Source organism: Chromatiaceae bacterium, from assembly GCA_016714645.1.
Taxonomy (GTDB): domain Bacteria; phylum Pseudomonadota; class Gammaproteobacteria; order Chromatiales; family Chromatiaceae; genus M0108.
The window spans coordinates 135,310-154,791 of sequence record JADKCI010000002.1; the positions used below are offsets into that span (position 1 = coordinate 135,310).

Sequence of the window (19,482 nt, forward strand, 5' to 3'; positions counted from 1 at the left end):
ACCCCAAGGTTGGCGCCAGGGCCGCGGCCCTAGGTTGAACGCTGTATGACCCTCATGCTCATTGTCCTACTGCCCTTTCTGGGCGCAGTGGGGGTGGCCTGGGCCAGCAAGCAGGGCCGAGCCGCCGCCATTCTCGTCACCTTCCTGGTCGTTCTGGCCCCGGTGATCCTGCTGTTCTCCCTCCTGGATCCCCTGGTGGCGGGGGAGACGCGCATCGAGCGCTGGGACTGGCTGCCAGGGGTGGGGCTGGATATCTCCTTCCGTCTGGATGGCCTGGGCCTCCTCTTTGCCGGCCTCATCCTCGGCATTGGCGGTTTGGTCGTCCTCTATGCCCGCTATTACCTGTCCGAAAAGGACAACCTGGGGCGTCTTTACTCCTATCTGCTCCTATTCATGGGCGCCATGCTGGGGGTGGTGCTGTCGGAAAACCTGATTCAGATGCTGATGTTCTGGGAACTGACCAGTCTCAGTTCCTTCCTGCTCGTCGGTTACTGGCGCCAGCGCGCAGACGCCCGCCGGGGTGCCCGCATGGCCCTGGCGATGACCGGTGCCGGTGGCCTGGCCCTCTTTGGCGGCATTCTGCTGCTTGGCCAGATGACGGGCAGCTATGAGCTGAGCGTCGTCCTGGCCTCGGGGGATCTCATCCGCGCCCACCCCTTTTACGGGCCGACCCTGCTCCTGATCCTGCTGGGGATTTTTACCAAATCCGCCCAGTTCCCGTTCCACTTCTGGCTACCCCATGCCATGGCGGCCCCCACGCCGGTCTCCAGCTATCTGCATTCGGCGACCATGGTCAAGGCCGGGGTCTTCCTGCTGGCGCGCCTCTTTCCGGCCCTGTCGGGGACCTGGGAATGGAACTATTTCGTGACGGGCTTTGGCATGATGACCTTGCTGACCGGTGCCGTCATCGCCCTCTTCCAGCACGATATCAAGGGTCTACTGGCCTATTCCACCATCAGCCACCTGGGGCTCATCACGGTCCTATTCGGCATCGGTACCCCCATGGCGGCGGTGGCCGGGGTCTTTCACATCATCAACCACGCCACCTTCAAGGCGGGCCTCTTCATGGCCGCCGGCATCATCGACCACGAAACCGGCACCCGAGACATGCGGCGCATCAACGGGCTCTGGCGCGTTATGCCCTACACGGGCACCCTGGCCATGGTGGCGGCCTCGGCCATGGCCGGCGTGCCTCTCTTCAATGGCTTTCTGTCCAAGGAGATGTTCTTTGGCGAGGCCGCCGCGGTCGCCGGGACCCTGTGGCTCGGTTGGTTGGTGCCGGTAGCGGCCACCCTCGCGGGGGCCTTCGCGGTCGCCTATTCCCTGCGGTTTGTCCACGATGTCTTTTTCAATGGGGAGCCGGTGGACTTACCCCACCAGCCCCACGAACCCCCGCGCTGGATGCGGGTACCGGTGGAGGTGCTGGTCGTCCTTTGCCTCCTGGTGGGCATGGCCCCGGCCCTGACGGTGGAACCGATCCTGAATCTGGCGGTAGAAGCCGTGCTTCAAGGGCCGCCACCAGTCCATGACCTGGCCCTCTGGCATGGCTTCAGCCCCGCCGTCTTCATGAGTCTCATCGCCATGACCGGCGGCGTCCTCATCTACGCCGCGCGCAAGCCCCTCTATGTCTGGTGGGATCGGGTGGGGGATCGGCTCGACGCCCGGCGGGGCTATGATTGGGCACTGAACCGCTTGGTGCTTCTGGCCCAGGGTGTCACGGCCTGGCTGGGTAAGGCCTCCCTGCAACGGCTGCTGTTGACCTTTCTCATCTCGGCCTTGGTGCTGGGGACCGCAGGTTGGCTGGGATCGGGTTCCTCCTTGACGGGGCCCTTGCCCTTGCTGCCCCTCGACGTCGTCAGCCTGGTGGCCAGTATCATCATGGTCGGGGCAGCCCTCGCGACCCTGATCTGGCATTGCCAGCGCTTTCTCGGCCTCATCCTCCTGGGTGCCGTCGGCCTGATGGTCGCCCTGATTTTTGTCATCTTCTCCGCCCCCGACCTGGCCTTGACCCAATTGTCCGTCGAAGTGGTGACCGTGATCCTGCTGCTCCTGGCCCTCTTTTTCCTCCCCCAGGCCTCGCGCCCGGAGACCCATCGCCTCAGGCGCATCCGGGACCTGGTGGTGGCGCTGTTCGCGGGTCTCGGCATGAGCGCCCTGACCTGGGCCCTCCTGACCCGGCCCTACGAGAGCATCGCCGGCTACTTCCTGGAGAACAGCATTCCCGGCGGCGGGGGCCGCAACGTGGTCAATGTCATCCTGGTGGATTTTCGTGGCTTCGATACCCTGGGCGAGATCACGGTCCTGGCCCTGGCAGGTCTGGCGATCCACGCCATGCTGGAGAATCTCCGGCTGGCGGGCCAGCCTGGCGATGGCCTGGACCGGCTCTGGGACCGGGACGCGCATCCCATCATCCTGTCTTCGCTGGCGCGCCTGGTATTGCCCCTGACTTTGCTGGTGGCCGTCTTTATTCTGCTCCGGGGCCATAACCTACCGGGTGGTGGCTTTATCGCCGGCCTCGTCACGGCCATCGCCCTCATTCTGCAGTATCTGGCCAATGGCGTGGCCTGGACCCAGAAGCGCTTGCCGGGCAGGATGCAGCCCCTGATCGGCACTGGCCTGCTCATCGCCACCCTCACGGGCGTGGCGAGCTTCCTCTTTGGCTATCCCTATTTGACGACGACCTTCGGTCATTTCGACTGGCCCCTGGTGGGTGAATTCGAGCTGGCCTCCGCCATGATCTTCGACCTGGGGGTGTGGCTGGTGGTAGTGGGGGCGACCTTGTTGATCCTCATCCATCTGGGCTTGATGCACGATGCCACCCGGGAGACCGGGCCTGGCGGCGCGCCGGAGGCGATGGCCGCGGGGAGGGACGGCTGAATGGAGGCCATCATCTCTCTCCTGGTCGGTGTGCTGACCACCTGTGGCGTCTATTTGCTGCTGCGGGCCCAGACTTTCTCGGTGGTGCTGGGGCTAACGCTCCTTTCCTACGCCGTCAATCTCTTTCTCTTTGCCTCCGGGCGGCTGGTGATCGGCCGGCCGCCGGTGATTGGCCTCGGCCCCTCCGGGTACACCGACCCCTTGCCCCAGGCCCTGGTGCTCACGGCGATCGTCATCGGCTTCGCCATGACGGCCTTTGTCATCCTGCTGGCGATCAAGGCCCGGGCGGAGTTGGGGACCGACCAGGTGGATGGGGAGGCAAACCATGAGTGATTTGGCCATAGCTCCGGTCCTGGTCCCCTTGGTGGTGGGGGTGGTGCTGCTCTTGTTCCGGGAAGGGAACCTGCGCTGGCGCCGCGGCCTGGGGCTCCTGTCCGTGGCGGTACAGGTCCTGCTGGCCATGGCCTTGCTGGATGCCACCCTGGACGGTGCCATCCTGACCCATGCCCTGGGCAACTGGCCCGCGCCCTACGGTATCGTCCTGGTGGCGGATCGGCTGGCGGCCTGGATGCTACTGATCACGGCCCTGGTGGCTCTGTTCGCCCTCTGGCACGCCTGTCAGGGCCTGGATGCCCAGGGCCGGCACTTTCATGTCCTCTTCCAGTTGCAGTTGTTCGGCCTCAATGGCGCCTTCCTCACCGGCGATCTGTTTAACCTCTTTGTCTTCTTCGAGGTCCTGCTGCTGGCCTCCTACGGTCTGGCCCTGCATGGGGGTGGCGCCGCCCGGACCCTGGCGAACCTGCACTATGTGGTGATCAACCTGGCCGGTTCCGCGCTCTTTCTGATCGCCGCCGGCCTCCTCTACGGCCTCTTCGGCACCCTGAACATGGCTCATCTGGCCCTGCTCATGGCCCAGACGCCGGAGGCCAACCTGGGTCCGGTGCGCACGGCGGTCCTGCTGCTGTTTGGCGTCTTCGCCCTTAAGGCGGCGCTCCTACCTCTGCACCTCTGGCTGCCCGCCACCTATGGCCGCGCCAGTGCCCCGGTGGCGGCCCTCTTCGCCATCATGACCAAGGTCGGGGCCTACGCTATCCTGCGCATCGCCACCCTGATGCTCGGCGCCGCCGCCCCGGGCTTCACGGGCCTCTACCAGGACTGGCTCCTGCCCCTGGCCCTGGTGACCCTGCTGGCCGGCATGGTGGGGGCCCTGGGTGCCCGGCGCCTGACGGATCAAGCCGCCTATCTGGTGATCGCCTCGGTGGGGACCCTGCTCATCGCCTTCGGTCTCGGCGGTCGGGACGCCATCGCCGCCGGTCTCTATTATCTGCCCCACTCGACCTTTGCCGCCGCCGCCCTCTTCCTGCTGACGGACCGCATCGCCCAGGGGCGGGGGGCGTTCGGCGATCGCTTCGAGCCCGCGCCGGATATCCCCTCGGCCCCCCTGGTCGGTGCCCTCTTTTTCCTGTGCGCCGTGCTGCTGGCGGGTCTGCCGCCCTTCTCGGGCTTTATCGGCAAGTTCCTACTGCTGCGGGCGTCCCTGGCCCATCCGGCCTGGCCCTGGGTCCTGGGGGTCGTCCTGACGAGCGGCCTCCTGGGCATTCTGGCCCTGGCCCGCTCCGGGAGCCTGCTCTTCTTCCGGTCGGCGGCGGTCCCGGGGGTGGTCGCGGTGGGCAACCGGCCCGTGACCCTGGGCCCCGCCATCGGTCTACTCATGCTGACGTTGATTCTGACCTTTGGGGCCGGAACCTGGCTGGAGGTGACGACCGCCATCGCGGATCAGTTGCTGGAGCCGGGGCTCTATATCCAGGCGGTCCTGGCAGAGGGGTGATCCGGGGATTGGACCACCGCCACCCGGCCTTCCCGCTACAGAGGCCGAACAATGACTGGCGCTGGGATTATCTTTCAAGCAAGCGGCCTCTCACCGGGGTTCGCATGGGTTTCGTCAACCCCCTATACTTCAACCTTCGATGCCGTTTGGTGGATGCCGATTTCATCAACCAAGATGACAATAACCCCCAGAGAGGAAACACCATGCCGAAAATACGACACCTATTATTGGGACTGGCCCTGGTTTTGATGTCCGCGGTAGTGCTGGCGGAGGATCTCGTCGTTTACCACATCGATGATGCGACGGTGGCCCCCAAGGCCTTGCGCAATGTCCAAAATCATCTGGATGTTGATCCCCTCGCCAAAATCTCCGTGGTATCGCATGCCAATGGCGTGGATTTCCTCATGACCGATGCCAAGGATCCCAAAGGCAATCCCTACGAAAACCTCATCAAGCCACTCGTCCAGCGGGGCGTAACCTTCGAGGTATGCCAGATCACCCTCAAAAACCGTAATCTGAAGCCGGAGCAGTTTATCAGCGAGGTGGTGTACACACCCTCCGGCGTGGTGCGGCTGGCCCAACTTCAGCACGAGGGCGCGGCCTATATCAAGCCTTGAGAGTAGATGAGAATCTTGATGACCCCGTTCCCGCGCTGGCTGCCCCAGCCCCGGCTGACCCTGGTCCTCGTCCTGGTATGGCTCCTGCTCAACAACAGTCTGGCGCCGGGGCATATCCTGCTCGGGCTGTTGCTGGGCTGGCTGATCCCACTCTTTACCTGGCGCTTTTGGCCAGAGACCCTACGGTTGCACGCGCCTCTGACCCTGCTGCGCTTCATCGGCGTGGTCCTGTGGGACATCCTGGTGGCCAACCTGACCGTGGCCCGGCTCATCCTGGGCCAACCCGGGAAGCTGAGGCCGGCCTTCTTCGAGGTGCCCCTGGACCTCAAGGGCGAGATCGGCATCAGCCTTCTGGCCAACACCATCAGCCTGACGCCAGGCACCGTGTCCCTGGAGCTCAGCCCGGATCACCGTAGCCTGCGGGTACATGCCCTGGATGCCCCAGACCCGGATGCCCTGATCCAGGAGATCAAGGCGCGCTACGAGGCCCCACTGAAAAAGGTGTTCGAACCATGCTCGCCATCGTCCTGAACATGGCCTTTGCCCTGGTGGCCGTGGCGATCGCCCTCGGCTTTTGGCGTCTCCTGGTAGGTCCCAGTGCCCCGGACCGCATCCTGGCCCTGGACACCCTCGCCATCAATGCCATCGCCCTCTTGATCCTGCTGGGGATCCGGTTGGGTTCCGGCCTCTATTTCGAGGCCGCCCTGCTGATTGCCCTCATTGGCTTCGTCAGTACCGTGGCCCTGTGCAAGTATCTCTTGCGCGGGGATATTATCGATTAGCCCGGCCCCGGGAGTCTCTCAAGATGCTGGAACTGTTGCTGTCCTTCCTGATCCTGGCCGGGGCTATTTTTACCTTCATTGGCGCCCTGGGGCTGGCGCGCCTGCCCGATTTTTACACCCGCCTCCATGCCCCCACCAAGGCCACGACCCTGGGAGTGGGGAGCCTGCTCATTGCCTCCGCGATTAATTTCAGTACCCAGGGCCCTGGCATCAGCCTGCACGAGATTCTGGTTACCCTCTTTCTCTTCATCACCGCCCCCGTCTCCGCCCACCTGCTGGCCAAGGCGGCGCTGCACCTGAAGGTGCCGAGGGTTGGGCAAAGCGCGAGACCGGGGGATTCATCCCAATAGCGGCTGGGGGGCCTGGAAACAAGCGGGGATAAGCCGCCAGGGTTCTCGGGCGGCCAGGGCAGGGGGAGATTCGTCGGCGGGCGGGCTGATTTCCCAGAGCCCGTCCCTCTTTGGCACATAACAGGAGGGTCGGGTGGGGGCTGGCGGGGGTGTCGACAGCAGGGATGCTGTCGCCAAGCCTACAGGGACGTATTCACGGCGTCCCCCGCCAGACACCACCCGGCCCGGGAAACCGAAAACACAGGTGTTGTTGGGTATACATCAGGGTGCGAAGGGCATCCAGGGCATCATGCGTCCGGCGCGGCCCATGGTGGAGTCCAGGTTACTGGTGATAACGCTCATTTTGACGTTGATTTGATTGAGTTCGCCGACGATGGCGGGCAGGGCTGCCATTTGACCGCTCATGACGCGCATGTTCCGTTCCATCTCCGGCAGGGTATCCATGGTCTTGGTCATACGAAAGAGCATCAGGGCCACCAGGGCGCCGGCCTGATCGGGCTCCCAGGTCTGCATGTAATGGTCCAGCCATTCCGCCTCCTTAGCGAATTTCTCCAGTTCCGCCCGTGTTGCCTCCGGCAGCATGGCCAGGAGTTCCCGGCGTTGGGCGGCACGGGCCTCCGGGCTCATCGCGGTCGCTGGCGCGGTAACGGGGGCCTGGGGCTCGGCGCTGGAAATGGCCTGGTAGCCGGACCAGCCCGCCAGGATCGCCATCAATCCCAGTCCCAGGGCCATGAGGCGCAGACGGCTTGACTGGTGACGGGTTTCGGCGCGGGCGATTTGCAACTCATGGAGGATGAGCCGCAAGCCTTCCTCCCCGAGGATGGGCTGGGTTTGCTCCGCCGGGGACGCAGCGAGGGGGCGTGGCATGGGGTTCTCCGAAGGGCCTGGGTTGATGGCCGGGGATGAAGGATCAGTGTGGGTACGAATCTCTAACCGCATCAGGGTACTCGGCACGTCTTTATAACTGCCCGCCCTGGGCGAGAATGATCTCACGCACCGCCGATTCCACCACCCTCATATCCGTCAGGGGGTAGGGCGGGATGGCGAGTTGGCGCAGGCGTTCCTGGTAATTAACGCAGTAATCGAAGTGGAAGCCGAGAAAGCCCTCCTCGCGCTTGACGCCCTGTATATCCTTGACATATGCGGCATAGTTGGCGGTTTGGGCCATGTGATAAGGGGTCGGCGCCAGGCCCCGCCGAAAGCCCTCGACATGGGCATCCCAGGTTGGGTAAAGGGCGGGGTTGGCGAAATGCAGCACCCGGGAGGCCGCTACCAGAGACTGGAGGCAGCCGGCGACCGCGTTAACGTCCTGCTCGGCAAAGTCCGTCTGCTCGCCCCGCGACCGGCTGAAGGCCTGCACCGCCGCGGTCAACCAGCCCTGCTCGATGCGCAAACTGCTTGGCAGGGACCCATGGGCGAAGGTCGCCGCGAGCAGGAAGGCGTCGGCGGCGCGATCGGTCGCTTGGATCGCCGCCAGCAGGGCCGGGTAGGCCCGCAGCAAGGCGGCCTCCCGGGAGCCATCGGCGAGTTTATTGACGCGCACCAGGTCCACCGCCTGGTCCAGGGTGGCAAGCGTGATATGGGTGAGGTCCGGAATCCGCCTGCCTGAATCCGGTGTCGCCGCGCCGCCCGGGGCGCGAAAGAGGTGCCTTGCTTTCATGGCGATTAGGTTGACAGATCGGCGCGGCGAGGTCGAGGGGCCGAGGCGGGAAAATGCCGGGCGCTTTGCCCTCGGAGGGGTCTGAACAGGCCATACTCCGGCTTGAGGTCGCTGCCTGGGTGTCCCGTTGGGCAAGAGAGCCAAATATTAGGCCGGGCGGATGAAAATCCCGGGGCCTTGGGGCAATATGGTCCGGTATCACGTCCACTGCTCTCAGGAGACACCATGTACCGCATCCGCGCCATTCTCGGAGGCTGGCTGATTGGCCTCGCCCTCATGGTCCTGGTACCCCTCGTCACCGGGGCGCAAGAGGGGCCGAGGGCTCGCCAGCAGGCCGAGGTCACCCCAACGCCCCGGATCTGGTCCGGTTCTCCGGGCATGCGGCTATGGGGACGGGGCTGGCAAGACTCCCTCCCTGGGTCGGGCGCGGGACAACCTCGGCTGGCGGCCATGGCCGATGGCGGTTATGTCCTGGCCGGCACGGTACCCGGGCCCGCGGGTCACGAGGCCTGGGTCGCGCGTTTTGACCCCCAGGGCGCGCCAGTCTGGACGCAAGTCCTGGCCGGTCCCTTCGACCTCCAGGTACAGGGGCTGGATGCCCTGTCGAATGGCGGCCTCTTGTTGGCTGGCGATTTAGGCCCGGCCCGGCCGGGTTTCCTGATGGCCCTGGACGCGGCGGGCGAGACCCTCTGGTCACGGACCACGACCGCGGATGAGGCCGCCACCGACCACTTGCTGGGACTGGCCACGGGTACCACCGGCCTGGGGCTTGCCGTAGGGCAGACCCGGCGCGCGGAGGGGACCGAGGTCGGCCTCCTCACCTCCGTTCCGGCGGATGGTTCCTCCGGATGGCGGTTGGAAGCCACGGGAGCCTGGTCCGTCCGGGCCCTGATCCAGGATGGCGATGGCTGGTTGGTGGCTGGCGCCAGCCTGGAGCCGGCCCAGGCCGCCTGGCTGGCGCGGGTCGATGCGACGGGAGGGATCGACTGGCAGCGCACCTATGGCCCGGCGGGCAGCGGCGCCGTCGTGGCCCTGCTGCGTCTGGCGGATGGCGCCGTCCTGCTTGCGGGGCACCCGGCCGAGGGTGGTGAAGTCTGGCTGCGCCGGGTCGATGGTCGGGGGGAAATCCTCTCCGAACAGCAGCCGCGACTGGCCGGCGATGGGGTGGCACCCGTCCGCTCCCTGCTTGGCCTGGCCCCGGCCGAGGATGGCGGCTATTGGCTGGGGGGGGAGACACTGGGCGGCGATGCCTGGCTGGCGCGCCTCGACCCCGCCGGCGAGACCCTCTGGGTGCGCCACTATGGTGGGGAGGGTGCTGATCGCTTCACCGCCCTCCTGTCACGCCCGGGCGGGGTGCTGGCCGCGGGCCTGAGTGTCTCTGGCCAGGGGGCAGGCGCCCCAGGCCTCTGGCTGGCCACACTCGATGCCCAAGGTACCCCTGGATGTCACCCCCCCTGTCCGACCGGGCGGCCAGGATCCTGGCCCTTGTCCAGCAGGGGCTGGGGCCTGAATCCGGCCTCGCCGCCGGCGGCGAGTTCGAGGTCCGGGAGGCGACCGATGGCACCCTGCGGCTCTGGCTCCCCTTTGCCCGTCTGAAGGACACCTCGGCGGAGGCCGAGGGGCAGCAACTCGAACTTGGCACCCTGGCGTTGCTAGCCCGCCCTCCGGAGACCGCCAAGGGGCCCTGGCGCTTCACCCTGGCAGGGCCGGCCACCCTCTGGATTCCCGGGGATGACGGAGGGGATGTCGCCCGGCTGACCCTGGCGCGGCGCGACTTTGCCCTGGAACTGGACCCGGACTCCGGCCTGACGACGGCGATCGACCTGCGGTTGGCGGGGGTCGAGTTGCGCCTGGACCCGCCGGCACGGCTGGCGGGCCTTTACCAGGACCAGGCCCTGGGGATCGACGCCGCGACGCCCCCTGCGGGCGAGGAGGCCAGCCCCCTGGCCAGCCTGGGTCTTGGCGAATTTACCCTGGCGGTCAAGCTGACACCCGATGCCGCGGGCCGTTGGGGTGGGAGTTTGCGACTCAGGCTCGCTGACCTGGCGGGGCGCGATGGGCAAGGCCAGGAAAGGGGCCATCTGGGCGGATGGCGGCTGGATGCCGACTATGCCGACATGGATCTCACTATGCTGGAGGCCCTCTCGGGGCGGCTGGAGGCCCTGCAGCTTCAGGAACCCGTCCCCTTGCTGGAGGAGGTCGGCGCCCTGGTGGAGGCCTATCTGCGGGCTAGTGGCCAGGCGCGGGGCGAATGGCTCCTGACCGATCTGGCCATGCCTCTCGATGGCGCGGGCGAGTACCTGCGTCTGGGCGAGTTCGGCCTGGTGGGTTCCGTCGCGCCGCCCCTGGACCAGCCCCTGGCGCGGGATCTGCGGCTGCAATTCCACCTCAAGGGGCTGGACCTGATGGCGGAGGCTAGCCAGGTCGCGTTGGGGGAGGCGCGTTTCGAGGTCGGCATGGAGCGATTGGCGCTCGCCAACCTGGTCGAGGCGGTCCTATTCGCCCTCCAGCATCCAGCCGCCGGCCCCGCGGCCCTGCCGGAGTGGCTGCCCCGCATCCTGGGTGGCATCGAAGTCACCCTCGCGACCAACGGCCTCCGGGCCACCCTGCCCGCGGAGGCCCCCCTGGCCATCGAGGGCCTCAGGCTCCATCTGGCCCTGAAGGGGCTGGACTCCCCGGTGCCCGTCCTGGCCTTGGCCTATTCACAAGAGGGTGTCTCGGGTCTGGAGCTGGTGCTGCCACCCTGGGCGCCCCGGACGGTCAATCTCGATCTGGCCCTGAGCGGCCTGCCTCTGGCCGAGCTGCTGGCCGTCTCCCTGGGGAAGACGCCCGATCCTCTGGCCGCCCTCACGCTGATGGGCACCCAGCCGGTTCGGCTCGACATCAACGACATCACCCTCGATCTGCCCGCCGGCGGGATGCGGCTGCGAGGCCAGGCACTGACCCAGGTCCCGGCCACGCCCCAGGCCTTGCCCGAGGGGACCCTGACCGCGAATATCGAACTGCGCAATCTCGATGCCCTGGCCCGACTCATGGACGCGGCCGCGGACCCCGCCGAGCGCGAGAACCTGGCCGCCCTGGTGGCCTTCCTGCGGCTGGTGGGCATCGAGCGTCCCGCCGCTGAGGGCGGCCAGCTACTCAGCTTCGCCCTGGAAGCCAACAGTCGGGGCGAGGTTGTGGTCAACGGCAAGGACCTGACCCCGCTTCTCAATAACTCGGCCAGCCCCGTTCGCGGTATGAATCGCTAGCGCCGCGTCCGGACAGCAGGCAGAGTCGCCCATGATCAAGATCAGACCCGGGACGGACGCGGATCGGCCCCAGATCATTGCCCGCATGGCGGAGGTCTTCGGTCCCGAGCCCGCGGCGCGGGCGGAACGCCTCTGGGACTGGCAGTGGCACCAGGACCCCCGTCTGCCAACCCCCGGGTATCGGGGGGTCGTCGCCGATTGGCGCGGCCAGATCATTGGCAATCTGGCCACCATTCCCGCCGGGCTGCATCTTGGCGGGGAGCCTGTCACTGCCCACTGGTGCGTGGAGGTGCTCACCCACTGGGGTCTGATGCGCCAGGCTCTCCGCGACCAGCGGCGCCAGGCCGGCAGGGGACCCGACTTCACCCAGGGCATCGCCGCCGCCCTCTTTGGCCACCCCGCCGCAGGGCCCATTCAGCTCGCCAAGCACATCGCCGATCCCATGATGGTCATTCTGCACCGCATCGGTTTCACCGCCCTGCCGGGCACCTGTTCCCTACGGCGCCGGGTCTCGCTACGCCATACCCTGGCACGCGGCCTGGGCCGGCCGCTGGGGGAGCTGATCGGCGCGGTGGCGGATCTGGGCCTGCCCCTCGGCCCCCGGTCCCGGCTGCCGATCGAGGTCTTGACGGGGGGGTTCGACTCCCGTTTCGACCGCCTGTGGGAGCAGGTCCGGGGCCAATACCCCGCCCTATGCCAGCGCGATGCCCGGACCCTGGACTGGCGGTATCGACAGCACCCGGAAGGCGACTACCGGGTCCTCACGACCGGGGCTGGGGAAGAGCTGCGTGGCTACCTGGTACTGCTCACCTATCAAACCCGGGGCCGGCGCCGGGCCAAGTTCGTGGACCTGCTGACCGCCCCCGAGGATACCGAGGCGATCCGCGCCCTCCTGAGCGGCGCCCTGCGCTGGCTGCGCGACTGGCGGGCGGAGAAGGTCGAGACCTTCGCCGGCGGGAACGGCGTCGCCGCCATCCTCGGCTCCATGGGTTTTACCCCGCCTCTGAATAAGGCCGGCCAACCCCACCCCCTGATGGTCCGAGGTCTGCCGGCGGCCGCCGAGCGGATCTACGTCACCCAGGGTGATGGCGATGGTGGTTGAGGTCGGCGAGAATCTAACCCCATGCAACCCTTGCTAGGCATTCACTCCCGTCTGGTCCGCGCCCTCCAGAAACGCCGCGATGACCAGAATGAGCGTACCCACTGGCCCCAGTGGTTCCTCCTTGCCGGCTTGCGTGCACGGGAGGCCTGGAGTCATCCGGACCCCGCGGGGCTGACCCCCCTCTGGCCCCCGGCGGATACCTTTTGGGCGGACCCCTTCGCCTGGTCGCTGGGCGGGCGGCGCTTTATCTTTCTGGAGGAATATCCCTTCCACACCCAGCGCGGCCGGATCAGCGTCCTCGAATTGGGCCCAGACCTGACGCCCCGGGGACCGGCCGTGCCCGTCCTGGACGAGGACCGGCATCTGTCCTACCCCTTTTTGTTCAGCTTCGAGGATGAGCTCTATATGGTCCCCGAGTCGGCGGCCTCCCGCCGGGTGGACCTGTATCGCTGCCAGTCCTTCCCCGACCGCTGGACTTACGTCCGGACCTTGATTGCCGGGTTCCCGGCGGCGGATGCGACCCTCTTCGAGTACGAGGGGCGCTGGTGGCTCTTCTGTAGCGCGCGGCAGGGCAGGGCGCGGCTCAATAACTCGCTACTGGCCTTCCATGCGGACTCACCCTGAGCGAGCGCTGGCTCCCCCATGCCCGCAACCCCCTGGTGCGGGACTATGGGGGCGGTCGGCCCGGCGGTCGGGTCTTTGTCGATGAGCAGGGCCGCCTCCTGCGCCCGGCCCAGAATTCGGTGCCACGCTACGGCTATGGCCTGGTCCTGCAGCAGGTGCAGGCCCTCACCCCCGGGCATTATCGTGAAAGGCGGGTCTGGCAGACGACCGGCGCGGCGACAGGCGGCTGGCGCGCCCTGCACCACCTGGATTGGCACCAGGGTCTGCTCGTCATGGACGCCCAGCGCCTCATCCCCCGACCGCTAACCGCATGATGGCCATCAATGCCTTGAAATTCTTGCCACCGGGCCCCGGCCGCCGCGACCGCCTGGCCCTGCCGCTCCTGGTCCTCTTCGCCTTCTCGGCCTGGAGTATGACGGCGATCGCCAATCTGGCCCTGGCCCTGCTCGGCCTGCTGTGGCTCCTGGAGGGGCGCCGCGCCGGGGTAAGCTGGCGGCGGGACCCGGCCCTCGGGCTGCTGCTCGCCGGGGTCCTGCTGATGACCCTTCTGGCCGGGCGGGCGGCGCTGCTGTTTCCCGACCTCGCCGCTCAGCAGTGGTCCGCCATTCCGGGCTGGATTCGGCCCCTCCTCTTCGTCGTCCCGGCCTGGTGGTTGCGCGGTGATCCCGTCCGGATTCGCTGGGTGCTGGTGGCGGCCCTCCTGGGGCTGCTGGTCGGGGTGCTGCAGCGGGCGGATGGGGACGACGTGGCGGCCATCCTCGCCCTGCTGCGGGGGCAGGTCGGCTTCGACGCCCGGGGCGACTTCGGCTTTACCGCCCTCGGACTCGGCTTTCTCGTCTCCATCGCCCTGCTGGGTTTCTTCAGCTTCCGGCGCGAGATCACGGGGCTGTGCCTCGGGGGCCGGCCCCGGCCACTCCTGGGCTGGGTCCTCTGGACCACGGGCGTGGCCCTCCTCCTCGCCATCCTCCTGGTCTTGCAGACGCGGGGGGCGGTGCTGGCCCTGGCCCTCGTCATCCTGGTCTCCCTGCTGGTACGCGTCAGGACCGACCCGACCCAGCGCGGCGGGACGCGGCGGGGACTGGGCCTGTCCCTCCTCGGCGCCGTGCTGCTGCTGGCCCTGGCCGGTGCCGTCCTCTGGACCAGCGGCGACCGGATCGCCGGCGATGTGGCGGCCCTGACCCAGCCTGACGCCCAAGGTCATTACGACTATGGCTCCTCCTCTGGCACCCGGCTCAATCTCTACCGGATCGGTGTCGCCCTGATCCGGGAGCGCCCCCTGCTGGGCTGGGGGCCCGGCACCCGCGGTCCCCTGGATCTGGTCCCCGCCGGGGTGCTGGAGTGGTCAGCCTATGATCGCGCCCATGCCCCGGAGTGGGCCCATCTGCACAGCGTCCCCATCGAAATTTGGGTGCGCTTCGGGTTGCCTGGCCTGGTCTTTGCCGGCCTCTTCCTCGCCCTCATGGTGCAGAACTATGGGGTGATGTGGCGGCGCGTCCCGGATCCACCCCTGTTTCGCTTTCTGCTCCTGGGGGGCATCATGACCCTGTTCTTTTGCCTCTATGACTTTCGCCTGATCCGCGTGGACTTCGGCCTGTTCTTCGTCCTCTTCTTCGGCATCCTCCATAGCTTTCGGTTTGCGCCGCCCGCCCAACCGGGCCAGCCGGCCGGTACGGAACCATGAGGATCGCCAAGATCGCCCTGCTGGTGAGCGATTTCGAGGACGGCGGGGTCGAGCGCAATTTCACCAGCCTGGCCGCGGGCCTGGCCGCCCTGGGCGTCGAGGTCCATTTCCTGGTGGGCAACCCGGATCATCCCTACCTCCAGGAGTTGGGCCAGGGCGTGCGCATCATCCCCGTGGTGGGCGATCCCACCCCGCTGCTGCGGATCTATCTGCCCCAGCAGCAACCGCCGTTCCTCCTGACCGGCAAACTCTCCGACGATTTCGCGGCCCTGGGGGTCAAACGCCTCCTGGGGCTGGAGACCCGCCTGGTCGCCGCCGTGGGCACTCCCCTGTCCGGACGCTTCGCGGCCCATCGCTGGAACTTCCTCAAGACCCTGCGGGAGACACGGCAGATCCGCCGGGCCTATGGGCAATTCGATGGCCTCACCGCCCTGACCGCCACCGTGGCCCGGGATCTGCGCGACTATTTCCGCATTCGCGGCGTGCCGATCGCGGTCCTGCCTAACCCCATCATTCCGCCAGACCTCGCGACCTTGGCGGCGGCACCTTGCGGGCATCCCTGGCTGGCACCCGGCCAGCCCCCGGTGGTGCTGGCGGTCGGGGGGTTACGCAAGGTCAAGGACTTCCCGACCCTGCTGCGCGCCTTCGCCAGACTGGCTATAGGGCGGGAGGTCCGGCTGCTCATCCTCGGCGAGGGCAAGGAACGGGGGCGCCTCGGGCACCTGGCGGCGCGCCTGGGCATCGCGGAGCAGGTCGCGCTCCCGGGTTTCGTCGCCAACCCCTTCCCCTTCATGGCCCGCTGCCGGGTGCTCGCCCTCTCCTCGGTGCGGGAGGGACTGGGCAATGTGCTGGTGGAGGCCATGGCCCTGGGGACGCCGGTGGTCGCGACGGCCTGCACCGAGGGGATCCATGACCTGCTCCAGGGCGGCGACTTGGGGGGGCTGGTGCCGGTCGGGGATGATCAGGCCCTCGCCCGGGCGCTCCAGGCGGCGCTCGACCGCCGGCCCGATCCCGAGGTCATGAGGCGGGTGACCCGGCCCTTTGGCCGCGAGGCGGCCTCGCGGGCCTATCTGGACTTTTTTACCGGGCTCGTCAAATAGGCGCCGATGCGTAGCCGGGCCGCCACAAGCTTGTGGGGGCGGCAGCCGGGTGCTAACGGGTGCATATTGACCCCATGATTTACCTGCTCAACACCCCCATCCTCACCGCCTACGGCGATTTTCGTTTCACCGGACCCCTCGGCCTGGCGACGGCCCGCCAGCGCTTGACAGCGGGTTTCATCTCGGCCATTGGCCATGAGGCCGCGGCGGATTTTCTGTCCACCCTGCTGGGCTGCCCCGTGCCGGTCAACCGCGTCGCCGTCGCCATGGCCCCCGGCGATACCGCCCTGGTGCTGCGTCTCCGAGACCGCCTGCCGGAGGGTAAGGTCCTCGCTGCCCAGGAACTGGCGGCGACGCCCTACGAACTGGGTTGGCTGGAACGGTTGGCATAAGACGTTGCCCCTGGCTTAACCCCCTTTGAGAACCTCCCATGTCCCTGGACGCTGTTAGCCTCACCACCCCGCCGGCCCTACCGCCCCTGATGCGTCTGCGCGCCACGCTGCGCGCCCTGGACCCCATCCGCCAGCCGCCCTATGCCGGTTCCGCCTGGCGGGGCCTGCTGGGCCATGGCCTGCGCCAGGCCGCCTGCGTCACCCGCGCCGCCGATTGCGCCGGCTGCCTGCTCCTGACGCACTGTGTCTATCCGCGCGTCTTCGAGCCCCCGGCCCCCGCCGGTGCGGAGGGCCGCCGTTTCGCCGCCCCCCCGCGGCCCTTTGTGCTGAACCTCGACCCCCAAGCGCCCCGGGACTACGCCCCCGGTGATCCCCTCCACCTGGGCATCACCCTGCTGGGGGAGGCCACCCACCAGGTGCCCTACCTGCTCCACGCCCTGCAACTCGCCGGCCAGCGCGGGCTGGGCCACGCCCAGGGGCATTTCGCCCTGGAGCACCTGGACCAGGAGACCGACCCCGGCACGGACGACTGGCGCCGGGTCTATGCCCCGGCCACGGGGCACTATCTCCCCCTGGTCCCGGCCAGCCCCCGGCCCCCGCCGGCCCCGCCCCAGGCGCGCCTGCGCCTGCTGACGCCGCTGCGGCTCAAGCGCCAGGGCAAGCTGGTGGGCCCGGCCCAGTTCACCCTGCGGGAACTGGTGTTCAATCTCATCGGCCGCCTGCGCCTCCTCGCCCAGCACCAGGGCGGCGACACCCGCTGCCTGGACCCGACGGCCCTGCTCCAGGCGGCGGACACCCTCAACCCCGACCGCGGCGCCTTGCACTGGCACGAATGGACCCGTTATTCCTCCCGCCAGCACACCCTGATGGAACTGGGCGGTCTGCTCGGCCACCTCGACCTGGCGGGCGCCGGCCTCGCCGACCTCTGGCCCCTGCTGTGGCTGGGCCAATGGGTCCATGCCGGCAAGGGCACCACCTTTGGTCTAGGCGCCTATCGCCTCACGCCCCCCTAACCACAAGCTTGCGGTCCCGGCGCGCCGGCGCTAGGGGGGCATGGCATGCTGGCCTCCGTACCGCAGGCGCTGATTTGCCAGGATCACGCAGGAGCAGCCGATAGTCGCCAGGGAGCACCGGACGCCACGGTTCTTTGCCACCTTGCCACACGACGAGTACCATCGCTCAGATAATATAAAGGGACGACCATGACGGATCACTCCTAATCCCCGTCGGATCCTGCCCGCCGTGGCCGGGCTCATCCCCCAGGTCTACCATCTGGATGCGGCCCTGCCCTACGAGGATTACCTGGCCCGGGTGGCGAGCGTCCCTGAGCACCTGGAAAGCAGCAAGCATGAAACGCAGATGGAGCTGTATGAAAACAACTGAGCAACTCGATCCGCAGACGCGGGTGGCGCTGGAGCGATTCAAGCCGATCCTCAGCGCCCGTTACGGCCCGCACTTGCGGGGTCTGTATCTCTTTGGGTCGCGGGCGCGTGCCGACCACCGTTCCGATAGTGATGCGGATCTCGCCGTGGTCCTCGACGTCGCGGATGATCCCATTGGCGAGCAATGGTCACTCATCGACCTGGGGTACGACATCCTGCTCGACACCGGGGTGCTTATCCAACCGTGGGTGTTAACCCAAGATCGCTGGAATAGGACGCCGGACCCATCACGCGGCCTCGTCGAAGCCATTCGCCGGGAGGGTATCGCACTCTGATCGAGCGACTCCTCGCGGTCTTGATCATAATTCCGGCCAAGGATGGATCCATGCCGGCAAGGGCACGACCTTTGGCCTGGGCACCACCTTTGGTCTAGGCGCCTATCGCCTCACGCCCCCCTAACCACAAGCTTGTGGCCCCGGCATCCATCCGCCGAATCGGGCATGCTGTCCTCCGTACCGCAGGCGCTGATGGGCAAATCAACCGCCAGGGAGACTGGGAAGTCGCGGTACTTTCCACCCCCGCCGCCGGGGGGTAATATCATCGAAAAAAAGGCACCGCCCTCATGGCCACTCGCTTTGCGCGTCGGATACTCTTGGCCGTGACCGGGCTCACCCCCCAGGTGGTGACCGAAACCCTCTATGCCCTGGCGGTGCAGCGCCAGCCGCCTTTCATCCCTACCGAAATCCACCTGCTGACCACCGCCGAGGGCGCCGAGGCGGCCCGGCTGGGCCTGTTGAGCGCCGACCCCGGCTGGTTCCATCACCTGTGCCGGGATTATGAGCTGCCGGCCATCGACTTTGACGCCCGCCATATTCAGGTACTGCGCGACGCCGACGGCGCGCCGCTGGACGACATCCGCACCCCGGCGGACAACCAGCGCGCCGCCGACACCATCACCGAGCTGGTCCGCCACTTCACCGCCGATCCCGACGCCGCCCTGCACGTCTCCATCGCCGGGGGGCGCAAGACCATGGGCTACTACCTCGGCTATGCCCTCAGCCTCTTTGGCCGCCCCCAGGATGTCCTGTCCCACGTCCTGGTCAGCGCCCCCTTCGAGGGCTGCCCCGCCTTTTACTACCCGACGCCTTACCCCAGCGTCATCACCCTGCGCGACAACAAACTGGCCGACACCCGCGACGCCCAGGTGACCCTGGCGGAGATCCCCTTCGTGCGGTTGCGCGAGGGCCTCAACCCGCGGTTGTTGACCGGCGCCGCCAGCTTTGGCCAGGCGGTGGCCGCCGCCCAGCGCGCCCTGCAGGCGCCGGAACTGGTGATCGACCTGGCGGGCCGGCGCCTGCGCGCCGCGGGCGAGTGGCTGGACATGAAGCCGGTGGAACTGGCGTTTTACAGCCTGATGGCGCGCCGTCAATGCCAGGGGCGGGACGGGGTCCGGCGCGGCGACGCGGGCCTCGACGCGGCCTTCCTGAAGGAATACCGCCAGATCGTCCCGGAATACTCCGGCGAACTGGAGCGGTGCGAGGCGGCCCTGGCCGCCGGCATGAGCGTGGAATACTTCGACCAGCGTAAATCCCGCGTCAACAGCACCCTGGCGGCGGCTTTAGGCCCCGCCCTGGCCGCCCCCTACCTGATCCAGGGCGAGGGCCGGCGGCCCAGAACCCGCTATGGGCTGCGCCTGATGGCCGGGGCCATCCGGTTTGGGGCCAGCGAGGCCCCGACAAGCTTGCGGGGTGGGGCGGAGGCCGCGCCCCCAGCGGATACTTGAATCCAGCGCCAGGGGGGCGACCCCGGCAATCTCTAGCACCTACCTATTCTGTGGAC

At 67.6% G+C, this 19,482-nt stretch carries 20 protein-coding genes; 18 read left to right on the forward strand and 2 right to left on the reverse strand.

Going from position 1 to position 19,482, the window contains the following annotated elements; all coding sequences use genetic code 11:
• Positions 1 to 45 precede the first annotated feature (45 nt).
• The 7 genes from IPN92_07545 (at position 46) to IPN92_07575 (ending at position 6,454) form a co-directional block, all read left to right on the forward strand.
• Positions 46 to 2,877, forward strand: a complete 2,832-nt coding sequence (locus IPN92_07545) for a monovalent cation/H+ antiporter subunit A (protein MBK8638138.1) — start codon at positions 46 to 48, stop codon at positions 2,875 to 2,877.
• On the forward strand, positions 2,878 to 3,210 hold the full coding sequence (locus IPN92_07550) for a Na+/H+ antiporter subunit C (protein MBK8638139.1): 333 nt from the start codon (positions 2,878 to 2,880) through the stop codon (positions 3,208 to 3,210).
• Positions 3,203 to 4,705 (forward strand): monovalent cation/H+ antiporter subunit D, encoded by a 1,503-nt coding sequence (locus IPN92_07555; GenBank protein MBK8638140.1) that lies wholly within the window; start codon positions 3,203 to 3,205, stop codon positions 4,703 to 4,705. The genes IPN92_07550 and IPN92_07555 overlap by 8 nt, the downstream gene beginning before the upstream one ends.
• A 203-nt stretch (positions 4,706 to 4,908) precedes the next feature.
• Entirely contained in the window at positions 4,909 to 5,322 is a 414-nt protein-coding gene (locus IPN92_07560) for a DsrE family protein (protein ID MBK8638141.1), read from the forward strand.
• A gap of 18 nt (positions 5,323 to 5,340) precedes the next feature.
• Complete coding sequence (locus IPN92_07565) at positions 5,341 to 5,853, forward strand: Na+/H+ antiporter subunit E (GenBank protein ID MBK8638142.1); 513 nt, start codon at positions 5,341 to 5,343, stop codon at positions 5,851 to 5,853.
• Positions 5,835 to 6,104, forward strand: a complete 270-nt coding sequence (locus IPN92_07570) for a K+/H+ antiporter subunit F (protein MBK8638143.1) — start codon at positions 5,835 to 5,837, stop codon at positions 6,102 to 6,104. The genes IPN92_07565 and IPN92_07570 overlap by 19 nt, the downstream gene beginning before the upstream one ends.
• Before the next feature lie 23 nt (positions 6,105 to 6,127).
• Complete coding sequence (locus tag IPN92_07575; GenBank protein ID MBK8638144.1) at positions 6,128 to 6,454, forward strand: Na+/H+ antiporter subunit G; 327 nt, start codon at positions 6,128 to 6,130, stop codon at positions 6,452 to 6,454.
• 261 nt (positions 6,455 to 6,715) lie between these two features.
• On the opposite strand, the gene IPN92_07580 is transcribed toward IPN92_07575, so the two are convergent.
• The gene (locus tag IPN92_07580; GenBank protein ID MBK8638145.1) at positions 6,716 to 7,321 is read right to left on the reverse strand and encodes a hypothetical protein; all 606 of its coding nucleotides are present in this window, start codon (positions 7,319 to 7,321) and stop codon (positions 6,716 to 6,718) included.
• Between the two features lie 91 nt (positions 7,322 to 7,412).
• Positions 7,413 to 8,114 carry a hypothetical protein gene (locus IPN92_07585; protein MBK8638146.1) on the reverse strand — a complete coding sequence of 234 codons (702 nt, stop codon included), beginning with the start codon at positions 8,112 to 8,114 and terminating at the stop codon, positions 7,413 to 7,415.
• Between the two features lie 1,442 nt (positions 8,115 to 9,556).
• Here IPN92_07585 and IPN92_07590 point away from each other — a divergent pair.
• The 11 genes from IPN92_07590 (at position 9,557) to IPN92_07640 (ending at position 19,426) form a co-directional block, all read left to right on the forward strand.
• Positions 9,557 to 11,362, forward strand: coding sequence for a hypothetical protein (locus IPN92_07590; GenBank protein ID MBK8638147.1), 1,806 nt, complete (start codon positions 9,557 to 9,559; stop codon positions 11,360 to 11,362).
• Positions 11,363 to 11,393: 31 nt separating this feature from the next.
• Complete coding sequence (locus IPN92_07595) at positions 11,394 to 12,464, forward strand: hypothetical protein (GenBank protein ID MBK8638148.1); 1,071 nt, start codon at positions 11,394 to 11,396, stop codon at positions 12,462 to 12,464.
• A 21-nt stretch (positions 12,465 to 12,485) separates the two neighbouring features.
• On the forward strand, positions 12,486 to 13,088 hold the full coding sequence (locus IPN92_07600) for a hypothetical protein (protein ID MBK8638149.1): 603 nt from the start codon (positions 12,486 to 12,488) through the stop codon (positions 13,086 to 13,088).
• A 35-nt stretch (positions 13,089 to 13,123) separates the two neighbouring features.
• On the forward strand, positions 13,124 to 13,402 hold the full coding sequence (locus IPN92_07605; protein MBK8638150.1) for a hypothetical protein: 279 nt from the start codon (positions 13,124 to 13,126) through the stop codon (positions 13,400 to 13,402).
• Positions 13,399 to 14,769 (forward strand): O-antigen ligase family protein, encoded by a 1,371-nt coding sequence (locus IPN92_07610; GenBank protein MBK8638151.1) that lies wholly within the window; start codon positions 13,399 to 13,401, stop codon positions 14,767 to 14,769. The genes IPN92_07605 and IPN92_07610 overlap by 4 nt, the downstream gene beginning before the upstream one ends.
• Positions 14,766 to 15,869, forward strand: coding sequence for a glycosyltransferase (locus tag IPN92_07615; GenBank protein ID MBK8638152.1), 1,104 nt, complete (start codon positions 14,766 to 14,768; stop codon positions 15,867 to 15,869). The genes IPN92_07610 and IPN92_07615 overlap by 4 nt, the downstream gene beginning before the upstream one ends.
• 74 nt (positions 15,870 to 15,943) lie before the next feature.
• Positions 15,944 to 16,261, forward strand: a complete 318-nt coding sequence (locus tag IPN92_07620; GenBank protein ID MBK8638153.1) for a DUF1874 domain-containing protein — start codon at positions 15,944 to 15,946, stop codon at positions 16,259 to 16,261.
• Between the two features lie 38 nt (positions 16,262 to 16,299).
• Positions 16,300 to 17,274: a CRISPR system precrRNA processing endoribonuclease RAMP protein Cas6 gene (gene cas6, locus IPN92_07625; GenBank protein ID MBK8638154.1), complete on the forward strand. Its 975-nt coding sequence runs from the start codon at positions 16,300 to 16,302 to the stop codon at positions 17,272 to 17,274.
• A gap of 229 nt (positions 17,275 to 17,503) precedes the next feature.
• A complete protein-coding gene (locus tag IPN92_07630; protein MBK8638155.1) occupies positions 17,504 to 17,644 on the forward strand; it encodes a hypothetical protein in 141 nt (46 codons plus the stop codon).
• Entirely contained in the window at positions 17,631 to 17,978 is a 348-nt protein-coding gene (locus IPN92_07635; GenBank protein MBK8638156.1) for a nucleotidyltransferase domain-containing protein, read from the forward strand. Before IPN92_07630 ends, IPN92_07635 begins: the two co-directional genes overlap by 14 nt.
• 287 nt (positions 17,979 to 18,265) lie before the next feature.
• Positions 18,266 to 19,426 (forward strand): TIGR02584 family CRISPR-associated protein, encoded by a 1,161-nt coding sequence (locus IPN92_07640; protein ID MBK8638157.1) that lies wholly within the window; start codon positions 18,266 to 18,268, stop codon positions 19,424 to 19,426.
• Positions 19,427 to 19,482: the final 56 nt, after the last annotated feature.